15 protein-coding genes are annotated in these 14006 nt (G+C 71.2%); 10 read left to right on the forward strand and 5 right to left on the reverse strand.

Translation table 11 applies throughout. The features are described 5' to 3' along the window. Positions 1-58 precede the first annotated feature (58 nt). Positions 59-1018 carry a class A beta-lactamase gene (gene bla / locus DEJ50_RS27255; protein ID WP_223837928.1) on the forward strand — a complete coding sequence of 320 codons (960 nt, stop codon included), beginning with the start codon at positions 59-61 and terminating at the stop codon, positions 1016-1018. On the opposite strand, the gene DEJ50_RS27260 is transcribed toward bla, so the two are convergent. Together DEJ50_RS27260 and DEJ50_RS34105 are read right to left on the reverse strand one after the other, a co-directional pair. Beyond that, entirely contained in the window at positions 1015-2286 is a 1272-nt protein-coding gene (locus DEJ50_RS27260; protein WP_190344717.1) for a caspase domain-containing protein, read from the reverse strand. The two genes, bla and DEJ50_RS27260, sit on opposite strands and share 4 nt — an antisense overlap. Next, complete coding sequence (locus DEJ50_RS34105) at positions 2283-2633, reverse strand: effector-associated constant component EACC1 (RefSeq protein WP_190344719.1); 351 nt, start codon at positions 2631-2633, stop codon at positions 2283-2285. The genes DEJ50_RS27260 and DEJ50_RS34105 overlap by 4 nt, the downstream gene beginning before the upstream one ends. A gap of 115 nt (positions 2634-2748) precedes the next feature. Between DEJ50_RS34105 and DEJ50_RS27265 the strand changes: the two genes are divergently transcribed. The 3 genes from DEJ50_RS27265 to DEJ50_RS27275 all read left to right on the forward strand — a co-directional run bounded on the left by DEJ50_RS27265 (position 2749) and on the right by DEJ50_RS27275 (position 6382). Next, complete coding sequence (locus DEJ50_RS27265) at positions 2749-3300, forward strand: TetR/AcrR family transcriptional regulator (protein WP_150210735.1); 552 nt, start codon at positions 2749-2751, stop codon at positions 3298-3300. Then, on the forward strand, positions 3297-4841 hold the full coding sequence (locus DEJ50_RS27270; RefSeq protein WP_150210736.1) for an MFS transporter: 1545 nt from the start codon (positions 3297-3299) through the stop codon (positions 4839-4841). The genes DEJ50_RS27265 and DEJ50_RS27270 overlap by 4 nt, the downstream gene beginning before the upstream one ends. A 68-nt stretch (positions 4842-4909) precedes the next feature. After that, positions 4910-6382: a membrane-associated oxidoreductase gene (locus DEJ50_RS27275; protein WP_150210737.1), complete on the forward strand. Its 1473-nt coding sequence runs from the start codon at positions 4910-4912 to the stop codon at positions 6380-6382. Positions 6383-6400: 18 nt separating this feature from the next. Here the strand turns inward: DEJ50_RS27275 and DEJ50_RS27280 are convergent, their stop codons facing one another. Continuing rightward, positions 6401-7033 (reverse strand): lysophospholipid acyltransferase family protein, encoded by a 633-nt coding sequence (locus DEJ50_RS27280; protein ID WP_223837929.1) that lies wholly within the window; start codon positions 7031-7033, stop codon positions 6401-6403. Positions 7034-7296: 263 nt separating this feature from the next. Here DEJ50_RS27280 and DEJ50_RS27285 point away from each other — a divergent pair, with 263 nt between their 5' ends. From DEJ50_RS27285 to DEJ50_RS27295, 3 genes are all read left to right on the forward strand, one after another. Next, positions 7297-8472: a glycerophosphodiester phosphodiesterase gene (locus DEJ50_RS27285; RefSeq protein WP_150212393.1), complete on the forward strand. Its 1176-nt coding sequence runs from the start codon at positions 7297-7299 to the stop codon at positions 8470-8472. Between the two features lie 73 nt (positions 8473-8545). Further along, positions 8546-9064, forward strand: a complete 519-nt coding sequence (locus DEJ50_RS27290) for a sigma-70 family RNA polymerase sigma factor (protein WP_150210739.1) — start codon at positions 8546-8548, stop codon at positions 9062-9064. 37 nt (positions 9065-9101) lie between these two features. Then, positions 9102-9608, forward strand: a complete 507-nt coding sequence (locus DEJ50_RS27295) for a GNAT family N-acetyltransferase (RefSeq protein WP_150210740.1) — start codon at positions 9102-9104, stop codon at positions 9606-9608. 193 nt (positions 9609-9801) lie between these two features. Here the strand turns inward: DEJ50_RS27295 and DEJ50_RS27300 are convergent, their stop codons facing one another. Together DEJ50_RS27300 and DEJ50_RS27305 are read right to left on the reverse strand one after the other, a co-directional pair. Continuing rightward, positions 9802-10215 carry a hypothetical protein gene (locus tag DEJ50_RS27300; protein ID WP_150212394.1) on the reverse strand — a complete coding sequence of 138 codons (414 nt, stop codon included), beginning with the start codon at positions 10213-10215 and terminating at the stop codon, positions 9802-9804. Positions 10216-10291: 76 nt separating this feature from the next. Further along, positions 10292-10660 carry a hypothetical protein gene (locus DEJ50_RS27305; RefSeq protein ID WP_150210741.1) on the reverse strand — a complete coding sequence of 123 codons (369 nt, stop codon included), beginning with the start codon at positions 10658-10660 and terminating at the stop codon, positions 10292-10294. 516 nt (positions 10661-11176) lie between these two features. On the opposite strand from DEJ50_RS27305, the gene DEJ50_RS27310 reads away from it, so the two are divergent. The 3 genes from DEJ50_RS27310 to DEJ50_RS27320 all read left to right on the forward strand — a co-directional run bounded on the left by DEJ50_RS27310 (position 11177) and on the right by DEJ50_RS27320 (position 13874). After that, positions 11177-12238, forward strand: coding sequence for a methionine ABC transporter ATP-binding protein (locus DEJ50_RS27310; protein ID WP_150210742.1), 1062 nt, complete (start codon positions 11177-11179; stop codon positions 12236-12238). Then, complete coding sequence (locus DEJ50_RS27315) at positions 12235-12921, forward strand: methionine ABC transporter permease (protein ID WP_150210743.1); 687 nt, start codon at positions 12235-12237, stop codon at positions 12919-12921. Before DEJ50_RS27310 ends, DEJ50_RS27315 begins: the two co-directional genes overlap by 4 nt. A gap of 86 nt (positions 12922-13007) precedes the next feature. Then, positions 13008-13874, forward strand: coding sequence for a MetQ/NlpA family ABC transporter substrate-binding protein (locus DEJ50_RS27320; RefSeq protein WP_150210744.1), 867 nt, complete (start codon positions 13008-13010; stop codon positions 13872-13874). Positions 13875-14006 lie beyond the last annotated feature (132 nt).

Raw genomic sequence — 14006 nt, forward strand, 5'->3', positions numbered from 1 at the left:
CGGGAACCGTCCGTCCCGGACAAAGCGTGTTCAACCACGACATGATCGTTTATGCGATATGACCGTGGAACACGAGGAGACGATGGTGACGATGGCGGAAACCCCGGGGGCGCGTCCCTCCCGGCGCGCGGTACTGGCTCTCGGCACGGGGGCGGCGCTGGCCGCGGGCCTGGCCACGGGCGGCACGGCACACGCCGTGGGGCCCGGCGCGGACCGGGTGACCACGCGGCTGCGGCAGTTCGAGCGGGAGCACTCGGCGCGGCTCGGGGTGTACGCCCGGAACCTGGCCACCGGCCGGACGGTGGCGTACCGGGAGGACGAGCTGTTCCCGATGTGCTCGGTCTTCAAGGGCGTGGCCGCCGCGGCCGTGCTCAGGGAGCTCGACGAGGACGGCGAGTTCCTCGCCCAGCGCATCCGGTACACGGCGAAGTACGTCGAGGACTCGGGGTACGGCCCGGAAACGGGCAAGGACGTGAACCTGGCCAACGGGATGACCGTGGAGGCGCTGTGCGCCGCGTCGGTCAGCCACAGCGACAACGCCGCCGCGAACCTGCTGCTGGAGGAACTGGGCGGCCCCACGGCGGTCACCCGCTTCAGCCGCTCGATCGGGGACCGGGTCACCCGGCTGGACCGGTACGAACCCCAGCTGAACTCGGCGGAACCGGGGCGGGTGACCGACACCACCAGCCCCCGGGCCATCGGCAGGACGTACGCCCGGCTGATCCTCGGCGATGTGCTCCCGGCCCGGGACCGCCGGCTGCTGACCGGCTGGCTGATCGCCAACACCACCAACACCGACCGGTTCAGGAAGGGGTTGCCGGCCGACTGGATCCTGGCGGACAAGACCGGTGGCGGACAGGAGTACGGGGTGGCCAACGACGTGGGCGTGGTCTGGACGCCGGACGGCACTCCGCTGGTGCTGGCCGTCCTGACCACCAAGCCCGGCTCGCCCACCGGTCCCCGGGACAGTGAGCTGGTCCGGAGGACCGCCGAGCTCCTGGCCGCCACCCTCGTCTAGGCGGTGTCCGTCACCAGGCTCCGGATCTCCTGGAGGACGGCGGCCAGGCCGTAGGCGGTGGCCGACGACCCGCCGAGGTCCGGTGAGGTCCAGGACTGGTCGTGGTCGGAGACGGTCAGCAGTGCATGGTAGGTCTCGGGCGTGTCCAGGGAAGCACCGACGGTCCAGTCGTGCGCGCTGAACTCGCAGTTCCCGAAACCGGTGTAGGGGAACATCATCCGGGAGTCGCCCTGCCGGGTGCGCAGCCCCCTGCTGGTGAACAGCAGCCGGCTGCGCCGGAAGACGTACAGGTGGCTCCACTGCCAGGCCGCGAGCACCTCCTCGCCGGCGCTCAGCGCGTGCCGGGGGATCTCCTTGGTGATCCAGGAGGGGGTGCTCCGGCCGGGTCCGAGCACCGTCAGGCCCTTGATCCTTCGTTGGTGGCCGAGCAGGCGCTCCCTGACCAGTACGGGCATCCGGGCCGGCAGTCCGTTCGGCTGGGCGGGAACCGCCCCCGGAACCGGGGCCGGGCCCGGCGGGGCCGCGGCCGGTTCCGGCCGGGTGTTCCGGGCGATGCACACCAGGCTGCCCGCCCCGCGCGAGGCCAGTTCGGGCTGCTGCCCCCGCAGCCGGGCGTACGCGTGGTTGTGCAGGGTCTGCATGCTGAGCAGTTCGGGTTCTCCCGGAATGCCGCCGTCGAGCAGCCCGAGCAGCACCCCCGTGAAGGCGGTGTAGGCGGCGCCCACCGGGGCCATGGCCACCTTGGTCTCCGCGGAGGCGGTGAACACGGCCCTGCTGGAGACCGCCGCCAGGTCGGCCAGGCGCTGCCCGGGCGACATCCTGGCGTTGGCCGCGAGGCCGCTGAAGCAGCAGTCGAGGATGACGACCACATGCCGGGCCTTGGCGGCGCCGAGCCGAAGCTTCCGGCTGATGAACTCGTAGCGCAGGGCCGTGTCCAGTTCGCCCCGCCGGGTGCCGGGCAGGCCGAGGTAGAGCTCGTCGGAGAAGTCGTCGGGGATGCCGTGGCCGGCGAAGTACACCAGCAGGGTGTCGGTGGCCTCCTGGGCGGCGGCTGCGACGGTCCGGATGAAGGAGTCCTGTACGTTCCCGGGCTCGACCCGGGTGATGTGCTTCTGCGGCAGCCCCCAGATCCGGGGGTCTGCCAGGGCATCGGCCAGCCCGGCCACATTGTGGGCGACCGCCGGCAGGGGCGCCAGGTGCTGGTAGTCCCAGACCCCGGCGAGTACGGCCCGCGATGCGGCCGGGTCGGCCAGTCTGAGCCCGTTCACCCGCGGTCCCGGTCGTCCCCTCCGGATGCACCGGGAGGTTCCGGGGTGTCGTCGGAGACGACGATCGAGGTGTCGGGGGTGTCCACCCGGACCCCGCCGGTGCCGGTGGTGCGGTTCAGCCGCCAGACGGTGACGGCAGCCAGCAGGGCGTTCAGGCCGGCCAGGGAGTTCGACAGCACCACGTCGATGGTGTCCATGTCCCATCCCATGGAGCCCGGCTCCGGGGCGTCCGTGGTGAGGGAGAGCTCCGCCGCCATGGCGACGTCCGGGTCTTTGGCCAGCCATTGGTAGAGCGACTTGATCGCGGCGGATTCCTCGGGTCGTTCCATCGAGATGCGCACGTGCACGGTGACCCCCCGGTGCTCGGTGACTCGGCGGGCAGGTCATGCCCCGGCCGGTCCGCGCGCAATCCTGCCCCTTCAGTGTGAGACATTGATGTCTCATTTGAGGTATGGTTGTCTCATGGCCATGGATCGTGACCACGTGCTGCGGACCGCCGCCGCCCTGCTCTCCCGCAAGTCGACCGCCACGATGGACGAGGTGGCCAAAGCCGCCGGCATCGGCCGGGCGACCCTGCACCGGCACTTCGCCGGACGGGACGCGCTCGTACGCGCCCTCGAGGAACTCGGCATCCGGGAATTCGAGGTCGCCTTCGACCGGGCCCGCCTCGACGAGGGCAGCGCGATCGATGCCCTGCGCCGCCTGGTCGCCGAAGCCGAGCCCAACGCCCAGCTGCTGGCCTTCCTCGTCACCGAGAACCAGCTCTTCGAGGGCGACCAGGTCAACGAGGGCTGGTCCCGGCTCGACGGCCGCGTCAGCGCGCTCTTCAAGCGCGGACAGCAAGAGGGCGACATCCGGATCGACCTCAGCCCAGCCTGGCTCACCGAGGCCCTCTACGGCCTCATCGGCACCTGCGCCTGGGCCGTCATGGACGGCCGGGTCGCGGCCAAGGACTTCCAATACATGATCATCGAGCTGCTGCTCGGTGGCGCACGACGGAGTGTGGAGAAATGAGTACGACCCGGCAGCTGAACGGCACCACCGGGACGGAGGTGAAGAGCCCGGGACGCTGGCTCGCGCTCTCCGTGCTCGTCCTGGCCGTCCTGCTGGTCGCGGTGGACGCCACCGTCCTCGGCCTGGCCACCCCCGCCCTCTCCGAAGACCTCCAGCCGTCCGGCACCCAGCTGCTGTGGATCGGCGACATCTACTCCTTCGTCATCGCCGGCCTGCTCGTCTCCATGGGCTCGCTCGGCGACCGGATCGGCCGCAAGAAGCTGCTGCTCATAGGTGCCACCGCGTTCGGCGCGGTCTCCGTCCTCAACGCGTACGCCACCAGCCCCGAGATGATGATCGTGGCCCGGGCGCTGCTCGGCGTGGCCGGTGCCACCCTGATGCCGTCCACCCTGGCGCTGATCCGGAACATCTTCCACGACCCCAGGGAGCGCAGCCTCGCCATCGGCATCTGGGGCGCCACCGCCTCGGCCGGTGCCGCCATCGGCCCGGTGGTCGGCGGAGCCCTGCTCCAGCACTTCTACTGGGGCTCGGTCTTCCTCATCAACCTCCCCGTGATGCTGGTCCTGGTGATCGTCGGCAGCAAGCTGCTGCCGGAGTCCAAGAACCCGGCCCGCGGCCCCTGGGACCTGGTCAGCGTCGGCCTCTCGCTGGTCGGCATCATCGGCATCGTCTACGCGGTGAAGGAACTCGCCACCCACGGCCCGTCCTGGGAGGCCTGGACCGCCGCCGTTATCGGCTCCGCCACCCTCTTCGCCTTCGTCCGCCGCCAGTTCACCCTGACCGCGCCGCTGCTCGACATGCGGCTCTTCCGGCACCGCGGGTTCTCCGGCGCCGTGCTGGCCGACCTGCTGACCGTCTTCGGCCTTTCCGGCCTGGTGTTCTTCCTCTCCCAGTTCCTTCAGCTGGTCCAGGGCCGGGAGCCGCTGGAGGCGGGCCTGGCCGAACTGCCCGCCGCCATCGGCGCGGTGGTCACCGGTCTGGTCGCGGGCCGGTACGCCCGGAGGTTCTCGGTCCGCAGCGTGGTGGCCGGCGGCCTGGCCGCCATCGGTCTCGCCCTCGGTGTGATCACCCTGGTCCACCAGGACACCGGCTACCCGCTGCTGGGTGCCGCCCTGCTGGTCGTCGGCCTCGGTGCCGGTTTCTCCTTCACCGTCACCGCCGATGTGATCCTCTCCAGCGTGCCCAAGGAGCAGGCCGGTTCGGCCTCGGCCGTCTCCGAAACGGCGTACGAACTGGGTGCGGCCCTCGGCATCGCCCTGCTCGGCTCCGTGGTCACCGGCGTCTACCAGGAGTTCACCGCCCCGGCGCATGTCCCGGCCGCGGTCGCGGACGCCGCGCACGAATCCCTCGGCGGCGCCGTCGAGGCGGCCAAGGCCGTGGACCCGCAGACCGCGCACACCATGGTAGCCGCCGCCCAGGAGGCCTTCGTGGACGGTCTCAGGCTGGCCTCCGGCGTGGGCGCGGCCGTCCTGCTGGCCACGGCAGCCGCCGCCTGGTTCCTGCTGCGCGGGCAGAAGCTCCAGGACGGCATCGAGCACTGACATCCCATCAAAGGGAGTCGCGGCGGCCGAGGTTGACACCGGCCTCGGCCGCCCGGCACGATCCCGCGATGGAGATCAACGACCTGACCCCGGCGGAACGACGCGTCTGGGACGCCTTCCCGCTCGGCGAGGGCGTCGACTTCCGCGCCCACCCGGACGAGGACGCCGCCGACGGGGGGTCCTGGGGGCCCGAGCGCACCGTACGGGCCGAGGTCCTCAAGGCCCTGCTGGTCAGCGGCCCCCGGGTCGACGGCCAGGTCCCCGGGATCAAGCTCAAGGGCGTCAAGGTCACCGGCAAACTCGACCTCAAGTACGCGGTGGTCGACCATCCCATCCGGATGCGCGACTGCTGGTTCGAACGCAAACCGGGCCTGTACGGGGCCCAGCTGCGGGCCCTGGTGCTCACCGACTCCTGTCTGCCCGGGCTCACCGCCTCCACTGTCCGGGTCGAGGTGGTCCTCCGGCTCTCCTGCTGCCGGATCACCGGCCCGGTACGGCTGGCGGGGGCCCGTATCGGCGGCGGCCTGTTCCTCCAGGACGCGGTGATCGGCCCGGTCACCGGTGACCTCGCCGGTGAGCCGCCGCTCCAGTTCAACCACGCCGAGATCGCCACCGATGTGATCGCCGTCGGTCTGACGGTGCACGGCCAGACCCGCATCAACGGCGCCGTCGTCGGCGGCCAGATCAACCTGGACAACGCCCGGCTGCTGGCCCCCGGCGAGACCGCCCTGCACGCCGAGACCCTCTCGGTCGGCACCGATCTGCGGGCCATGCGGCTCCACGCCGAGGGCCGGGTCAACCTCACCGGGTCCCGGATACCGGGCCAGCTCAACCTCGCGTACGCCCGGCTGGCCAACCCCGGCGGGTTCGCCCTGCGGGCCAGCAGCTGCACCATCGGCGAGGTGTGGCTGCGGGAGTGCGAGACCATCCAGGGCAGCATCAACCTGCGGCGGTCCCAGTTCGACCTGTTCCACATCCCGCCGGAGGCCTGGCCCGACACGCTCCGCCTGGAAGGCCTCGGCTACCGCGCACTGGGCCCGCACCTGCCGCCCGAGCAGCGGCTGCCCGTCCTGGAACGCGACCTGGCCGGCTACCTGCCGTCCTCCTACGAGCAGCTGGCCGCCGCCTACCGCACCGCGGGCGACGAGGCCGCCGCCCGTACCGTCCAGCTGGCCCGGCTCCGGCGGCACCGCCGTACTCTGCCGCGGCTCACCCGTGCCTGGGGGCTGCTCCAGGACGCCACCGTCGGCTACGGGTACCGCCCGATGCGGGCAGCCGGCTGGCTGGCGGCCCTGCTGCTCACCGGCTCCCTCGCGTACGCGCTGGAGCACCCGCGTCCGCTGAAACCGGGGGAGGCGCCCGACTTCAACCCGGTCTTCTACACCCTGGACCTGATGCTGCCGATCATCGGTTTCGGCCAGGAGCAGGCCTTCGCGCCCGCCGGCCTGCACCAGTGGCTGTCCTACCTGCTGATCGTGACGGGCTGGATCCTGGCGACCACCACCGCGGCCGGTGTCAGCCGGTCCCTCCGGCGCCAGTAGCGGGCCGCCGGCAGCGGGCTACGCCGCCGCCTTTGCCTTGGTCGCGTACATGTCGACGTACTCCTGGCCGGAGAGCCGCATGACCTCGGCCATCACCGAGTCGGTGACCGCGCGCAGCACATAGCGGTCGCGGTCCATGCCCTCGTAGCGGGAGAACTCCATGGCCTCGCCGAAGCGGACGGTGACCCGGCCGGGGCGGGGCATGCCGGCGCCGCCCGGCTGGAGCTTGTCGGTGCCGATCATGGCGAACGGGACCACCGGTGCGCCGGTCATCAGGGTCAGCCGGGCGATACCGGTGCGGCCCCGGTAGAGGCGGCCGTCGGGGGAGCGGGTGCCCTCCGGGTAGATGCCGAAGATCTTGCCCTCCTCCAGCACCCGGCGGCCGGTCATCAGCGCCGCGACCCCGCCGTTCGCGCCGTCCCGGTCCACCGGGATCATGCCGGAGCCGGTGAAGAACCAGGCCATGGCGCGGCCCTTGAGGCCCTTGCCCGTGACGTACTCGTCCTTGCCGATGAAGTGGACCGTCCGGTCGCACACCAGCGGGAGGATCATGGAGTCGATGAAGGTGAGGTGGTTGCCCGCGAGGATCACCGGCCCGCTGCCCGGGATGTTCTCCACGCCCTCCACGCGGGTGCGGAACAACATGCGCATGACGGGTCCGACAGTGGCTTTGATGAGCGCGGTACGGAACAACGTGAGCCCTCCGGCGTCGACAAGCGGGTGCGCACCGCGCGGCGGCAGTGCAGATGTGGACGATACTCGCGGGTCGCGGGCATGTGCACATCGGGTTCACGGGATGGATACCGCGTGTTGACACAGGTTTCCGCCATGTTCCGGCGCAGATGGCCCTGTGGACATCCGCCGCTGCCTACCATCGCTGCGCCGATTCGGGCTCAGGATGGGGAGGCGTGCTCATGACACAGGGCGGCGCAGCGCGGCGCACGGTACTGGGAGCGGCGGTGCTCGCGGCGGGCGGCAGCGCGCTCGGCCTGGGGGCGGCTCCCGCCGCCGCGGCCGGCGAGGGGGCCGGGCGGCGGCATGGCGACGGCGGCTACCGGGACCTCCCGTACCCGACCGTCATCGGACACCGCGGAGCCAGCGGCTACCGGCCCGAGCACACCCTCGGCTCCTACCAGCTGGCCCTCGACCTCGGCGCCGACGTGGTGGAGCAGGACCTGGTGCCCACCCGGGACGGCCATCTGGTGTGCCGGCACGAGAACGAGATCGGCGGCACCACGGATGTGGCCGACCACCCCGAGTTCGCCTCCCGCCGGACCACCAAGTCCGTGGACGGGGTCGCGGTGACCGGCTGGTTCACCGAGGACTTCACCCTGGCCGAGCTGAAGACCCTGCGGGCGAAGGAACGTATCCCCGCGGTCCGGCCGCGCAACACCCTCTACGACGGCCGGTGGGCCGTGCCCACCTTCGAGGAGGTGCTGCGCTGGGCCGACCGCGAGGGGCGCCGGCGCGGCCGGCGGGTCTGGCTGCACGTGGAGACCAAGCACCCCAGCTACTTCCGCTCCCTCGGCCTCGGCCTGGAGGAGCCGCTCGCGAAGCTGTTGCGCCGCTACGGGCGGGACCGCCGGGATTCGGCCGTGTTCCTCCAGTCCTTCGAACCGTCCAGCATGCAGCGCCTCGGCCGGCTGGTCTCCTCGCCCCGGGTGGTGCTGCTGGCCGCCGCGCACACCCGCCCCTGGGACTTCGTACAGGCCGGCGACCCGCGCACGGTGGCCGACCTGGTCACCCCCGAGGGCCTGAAGTGGATCTCCGGCTTCGCCCAGGGGCTCGGCCCCACCCTGGACCTGGTCATCCCGAGGGACGCGAGCGGCAAGCTGGGCGAGCCGACCACCCTGGTCCGCGACGCCCACGCCCGCGGGCTGGTCCTGCACCCCTGGACCGCGCGCAACGAGAACAGCTTCCTGCCCGCCGACTACCGCAAGGGCACCGACCCGGCCGCCTACGGGGACGTCTTCGGCGCCTACCGCCGCTACTTCGAGCAGGGCATCGACGGGATCTTCACCGACAACCCGGACACCGGACTGCTCGCCGCCGAGGACTTCCGCCCCGGCCGACGACCGGTCAACCACTAACCGGAGTCTCACGTTCGGGTGGGTCGCGGCCGGGCGGGAAACCGCGGGCGACGACCGCCGCGTCCCGCCCGGCATGGACCTCGTGAAGGAACTCGGGCCGCTGCTCTCCGCGGAGGCAGCCGCGGAGGCCCCGGCCGCCGGCGTGGAGCCGGCCGACCTCGAACAGGCCGTCTGGGTGCGGCTGCTGGAATGCGGCCCGGCCCGGCCGGTGGAGCCCGCCCGCTGGCTGCGCCGCGCCGTCCGCGCCGAGGCCCGCCGGGCCCGGCGGCGGACCCGACGCGAGGTCCCGTACGGCCACCGGCCCGATCTCGTCGGCGGCGCCCAGCCCGAGGGGCCGGGGTTCGAACAGCGGCTGCTCGACCGGGAACAGCACCGGGCCCTCCGATCGGCGGTCGCCCGTTTGCCCGGACGCTGCCCCCAGCTCATGGGCGCACTTCTTTCGCCCAGAGACCTCACCTACCGTGAAATCGCAGGAGAGTTGGGTATCTCACAAGGAAGTTTGGGACCCATACGTTCCCGTTGCCTGGGATGTCTGCGCAGAATGCTGGCTGCAGAGGTTGCGGCTCCCGGCCTGCGGGGAAGGGAGCGGTAGACCACAGGGCTACCGGGTGAGCAGGAGGCATGCGCACATGGGCATGAGCGTGACCATTTCGGCGGCGGCCGAGGACGACGCGGAGCAGATCTTCAAGCTCCAGTACCTCGCCTTCCAGAGCGAGGCCGAGCTGTACGGCAACTACCGCATCCAGCCCCTCACCCAGTCCCTGGACTCCCTGAAGGCGGAGCTCGCGACGGACACGGTGCTGGTGGCCCGGCTCGGTGACGAGGTCGTCGGCACCGTCCGCGGCTCCACCGACGAGGACGGCACCGGCAAGATCGCCAAGCTCTGCGTCCACCCGCGGCTGCAGGGTCACGGCCTGGGCGCCCGGCTGCTGCGCGCCGTGGAGCAGGAGCTGGCCGGCACCGCCGAGACCACCCGCTACCGGCTGCACACCGGCCGCAAGAGCGAGTCCAACCTGCGGCTGTACCGCAAGGCGGGCTATGTCGCGGTCGGCGGTCGCACCGCCTCGGACGGCGTGGAACTCGTCATCCTGGAGAAGGACGCCGGCCTGCCCGCCGACTACGCGGTCAGCGCCTAGTGCTGTGACCGGAAAGGTTCACCGGCCCGCGGCGCCCGGCACGGCACCTCGTCCCCCAGCTACCGCTGGGAGGTGCCCCCAGCGTTGTCGGGCCACGCAAGTACGTCCAGTACGAGCCGTGGCCCTCCGCCTTGCGATGCGTCCCCTAGGCCCTGCGGGCCTGGGGAGGCCCCATGCACCGGACGCCGCGGGCCTACCGGCAAACCTTCCCGGTCACAGCACTAGGGTCCGCCGCGCGGGCCTTCCTGAGCCACATCATCCCGGTGACCGGCAGGATCACCGGGATGAACAGGTAGCCCATCCCGAAGTCCGACCACACGGTCGCGTCGGGGAAGGCGTCCGGCCGGACCAGGGTCCAGGTGCCCACGACGAGGACGCCGGCCAGCTCCGCGGCGCAGCACACCAGCGCCGCCCGACGGGCCTTCTCCCCGCCGCGCACCAGTGAGTACGTGATGAAGGCATAGACCAGCGCCGCCACGGCGGACAGTGCGTACGCCAGCGGGGCCCGGCCGAACTCGGTGGAGATCTGGTAGATCGAGCGCGAGACCGCGCCCACCACCATCACCCCGTACAGCCAGACCAGCAGCACTCCGGGCCCGGACACCAACTTCTGTACGGGCCGTTCGGCCGATGCCGCGGCCGGTGCGCCGGCCGGCGCGTCGGGCGTGCTCGGGGCGTTGGCCTCAGGCACCGGTGCCTCCCCAGATGTCATGGAGCCGTACTTCGAGGACGGCGAGGACCACGGCACCCGCGGCCACCGTCACCGAGCCCCACTTGGTCCGCTCGCTCAGGCTGAGCATTCCGGCGGCCGGGATCGCGGCGAGGGCGCCCAGCAGATAGGCCGTGAAGATCACGCCGCCCTCGTCGGGCCGCTCGCCCCGGGCCAGCCGGACCAGCCCGATCACCAGCTGCACCAGCACCAGCACGGTCACCACGGCCATGCCGATGAAGTGCCAGTCCTTGGTCGGCTGGTCCCGGTAGGCGGCGAATCCGCACCAGCCGGCGAGGGCGAGCGAGGCCACGCCGATGGCGAGGGTCAGGGCGTCGAGCATGCAGCGAGGGTATTACGCGCCGAAAGACCCGATGCGCGCGCCCCTGGGCGCCACCCGGCGGGGGAGTGGTCTTGACCACATGGCACCCCTTCGGCGCCTCGCCCGCGGATCGGGGTCGTACGGGCTCATCCGGCGGTGTCCGCGCAGGTCACGGGCGAGGGCGCGGCCCTCGGGGCGGACGGCCGCCTCGACCCCTGATGTCCGCTATGCGGCCGGTATCCGTCCGGATAGCGGACAACGTTGATCGGTGAGCGAGCCGGTCTGGTTTACTGGCGCCCATGACCACGACGAGCAGCCGCACCCTTGCGACCGAGGCGATGATGACGCCCGGTGCTCGTTGTATGTGTCGAATGTGCGCCTTCTGAGGGCCCTTCCCCCACTTGGCCTCGCGCCCCGAAGCGAGCCCCCGGCCGAGCCCGTCCGCGTCCCGGACCGCTCCTGCCCGCGTTCCCCCCAGATGTTTTGTTCCGTGCCGGCCGCCTGCCGCGCCGCGCACTCGACAGCGACGGAATCCCTGTGATCACCACATCGGGCCTCACGAAGGTCTACCAGTCCCGTGGCCGAGAGGTCACCGCCCTGGACGGCGTGGACCTCCACGTCCGCGAGGGCGAGGTCTACGGAGTCATCGGCCAGAGCGGCGCCGGCAAGTCCTCGCTCATCCGGTGCGTGAACCTGCTGGAACGCCCCACCTCCGGCACCGTCACCGTCGACGGAGTCGACCTCACCGCACTGGCCGGCAGCGGCCGGCGGGCCGGCCGGGAACTCCGCGAGGCCCGCAGCCGTATCGGCATGGTCTTCCAGCACTTCAACCTGCTGTCCTCGCGCACCGTCCAGGACAACATCGAGCTGCCCCTGGAGATCCTCGGCGTCTCCGGCCGCGAGCGCTCCCGCAAGGCGCAGGAACTCCTCGGCCTCGTCGGCCTCGCCGACAAGGCCAAGGCCTACCCCGGCCAGCTCTCCGGCGGCCAGAAGCAGCGCGTCGGCATCGCCCGCGCCCTGGCCGGCGAACCCAAGGTGCTGCTCTCCGACGAGGCCACCAGCGCCCTGGACCCCGAGACCACCCGCTCCATCCTGACGCTGCTGCGCGACCTCAACCGCCAGCTGGGCCTGACCGTGCTCCTCATCACGCACGAGATGGACGTCGTCAAGACCATCTGCGACTCCGCGGCCCTGATGAAGAAGGGACGGATCGTGGAATCCGGCACCGTCTCCGAGCTCCTCGCCACCCCCGGCTCCGAGCTCGCCGCCGAACTCTTCCCGCTGACCGGCTCCGCGACCACCGCCGAGCAGACCGTCATCGACGTGACCTTCCACGGCGAGACCGCGACCCAGCCGGTCATCTCCCAGCTGGCCCGCACCTACAACATCGACATCTCGATCCTCGGTGCCGCCATGGACACCGTCGGCGGCAGGCAGATCGGCCGGATGCGCATCGAGCTCCCCGGCCGCTACGAGGACAACGTCGTGCCCGTCGGCTTCCTGCGCGAGCAGGGCCTGCAGGTCGACGTCGTCGACGTCGCCGACAACACCGACGCGGACACCGAGCTCGCCGAACTGGTCAAGGACGGTGCCCGGTGACCTGGTCCGAAATGCAGCCCCTGCTCAGCCAGGGCACCTACGACACCCTCTACATGGTGCTGTGGGCCACCGTGGTCACCGTCCTCGGCGGCCTCCCGCTCGGTGTCCTGCTGGTCCTGACCGACAAGGGCGGACTGCTGCAGAACCGTCCCTTCAACAAGGTCCTCGGCGTCGTGGTGAACATCGGCCGCTCGATGCCGTTCATCATCCTGCTGATCTGGCTGATCCCCGTCACCAAGTGGGTGATCGGCGTCTTCACCGGCTTCCCCACCTACATCGGCCCCACCGCGATGATCGTGCCGCTCTCCATCGGCGCCATCCCCTTCTTCGCCCGCCTGGTCGAGACGGCCGTCCGGGAGGTCGACCACGGCCTCGTCGAGGCAGTCCAGTCCATGGGCGGCGGCATCCCCACGATCGTGTGGAAGGTCCTGCTGCCCCAGGCACTGCCCTCCCTGGTCTCCGGACTCACCACCACCGTCATCGCCCTCATCGGCTACTCGGCGCTCGCCGGAGCCGTCGGCGGCGAAGGACTCGGCAGTCTCGCGATCACCTACGGCTACCAGCGCTTCGAAGGCGACTTCATGCTCGCCACCGTCGCCCTGCTGATCGTGATCGTGACCGCCGTCCAGCTGCTCGGCGACGGCGCCGTACGCCTGCTCGCCCGCCGCGGCCGGACGGCCTGACCCGCCACCCCCGGACTCTCCACCCCCAAAGCCCGCACTTGTCGTGCTCGGGCGTCATCCGCACCACCAAGAAAGAGGCACTCTTCGTGCGCAAGAACACCAAGATCACCGCTGTCGCCGCTGCCACCGCCGCGCTCGCCCTGGGCCTCACCGCCTGCGGCAGCTCCTCCGACCCGGCCGCCAAGAAGGCCGGCGGCAGCACCGACACCAACGCGGCCCTCGTCGTCGCGGCCTCCCCGACCCCGCACGCCGACATCCTGAAGTTCGTCAAGGACAACCTGGCGGCGAAGGAAGGCCTCAAGCTGGACGTGAAGGAGTTCACCGACTACGTCCTGCCGAACAAGGCCACCCAGGACGGCCAGGTCGACGCGAACTACTTCCAGCACAAGCCCTACCTCGACGACTTCAACGCCAAGAACGGCACCACCATCGTTCCGGTCGTCAACGTGCACCTGGAGCCCCTCGGCCTCTACTCCAAGAAGGCCAAGGCCCTGACCGACATCACGTCCGGCCAGACCATCGCCGTCCCCAACGACAACACCAACGAGGGCCGCGCCCTCCACCTCCTCGCCGCCAACGGCCTGATCACCCTCAAGGAGGGCGTCGGCGCCACCGCCAAGCTCTCCGACATCACCGACGCCAAGGGCCTGAAGTTCAAGGAGCTGGAGGCCGCCACGCTGCCCCGCGCCCTCGGCGAGGTCGACGCCGCCGTGATCAACGGCAACTACGCCATCGAGGCCGACCTCAAGCCCAAGGAGCAGGCCCTGGCCCTGGAGAAGGCCGAGGGCAACCCGTACGCCAACTTCCTCGCCGTGAAGAAGGGCAACGAGAACGACCCGCGGATCCAGAAGCTCGCCAAGCTCCTGAACTCGCCCGAGGTCAAGAAGTTCATCGAGGACAAGTACGCAGGCTCGGTCAGCGCGGCCTTCGGCGCCCCGCAGTCCCAGTCCTGACACATTCCCCACCCCCTCCGGGACACGCGTACGACACCTGCACGGCACCGGCCCCGCATCCCCGCCACGGGGGCGCGGGGCCCGGCCATGCACATCCGCGCGCCGATGCTGCATGCTGTGGCTCTACGGCCC

Origin of the sequence: Streptomyces venezuelae (assembly GCF_008642295.1) — a bacterium.
Classification (GTDB): Bacteria; Actinomycetota; Actinomycetes; order Streptomycetales; family Streptomycetaceae; genus Streptomyces; species Streptomyces venezuelae_C.

Excerpts from the sequence above, each read along its gene's own strand:
- bla (WP_223837928.1), top strand. The coding sequence starts at position 59 with ATGACCGTGGAACACGAGGAGACGATGGTGACGATGGCGGAAACCCCG.
- DEJ50_RS27265 (WP_150210735.1), top strand. The coding sequence starts at position 2,749 with ATGGCCATGGATCGTGACCACGTGCTGCGGACCGCCGCCGCCCTGCTC.
- DEJ50_RS27270 (WP_150210736.1), top strand. The coding sequence starts at position 3,297 with ATGAGTACGACCCGGCAGCTGAACGGCACCACCGGGACGGAGGTGAAG.
- DEJ50_RS27275 (WP_150210737.1), top strand. The coding sequence starts at position 4,910 with ATGGAGATCAACGACCTGACCCCGGCGGAACGACGCGTCTGGGACGCC.
- DEJ50_RS27280 (WP_223837929.1), bottom strand. The coding sequence starts at position 7,033 with ATGCGCATGTTGTTCCGCACCCGCGTGGAGGGCGTGGAGAACATCCCG.
- DEJ50_RS27285 (WP_150212393.1), top strand. The coding sequence starts at position 7,297 with ATGACACAGGGCGGCGCAGCGCGGCGCACGGTACTGGGAGCGGCGGTG.
- DEJ50_RS27290 (WP_150210739.1), top strand. The coding sequence starts at position 8,546 with ATGGACCTCGTGAAGGAACTCGGGCCGCTGCTCTCCGCGGAGGCAGCC.
- DEJ50_RS27295 (WP_150210740.1), top strand. The coding sequence starts at position 9,102 with ATGGGCATGAGCGTGACCATTTCGGCGGCGGCCGAGGACGACGCGGAG.
- DEJ50_RS27305 (WP_150210741.1), bottom strand. The coding sequence starts at position 10,660 with ATGCTCGACGCCCTGACCCTCGCCATCGGCGTGGCCTCGCTCGCCCTC.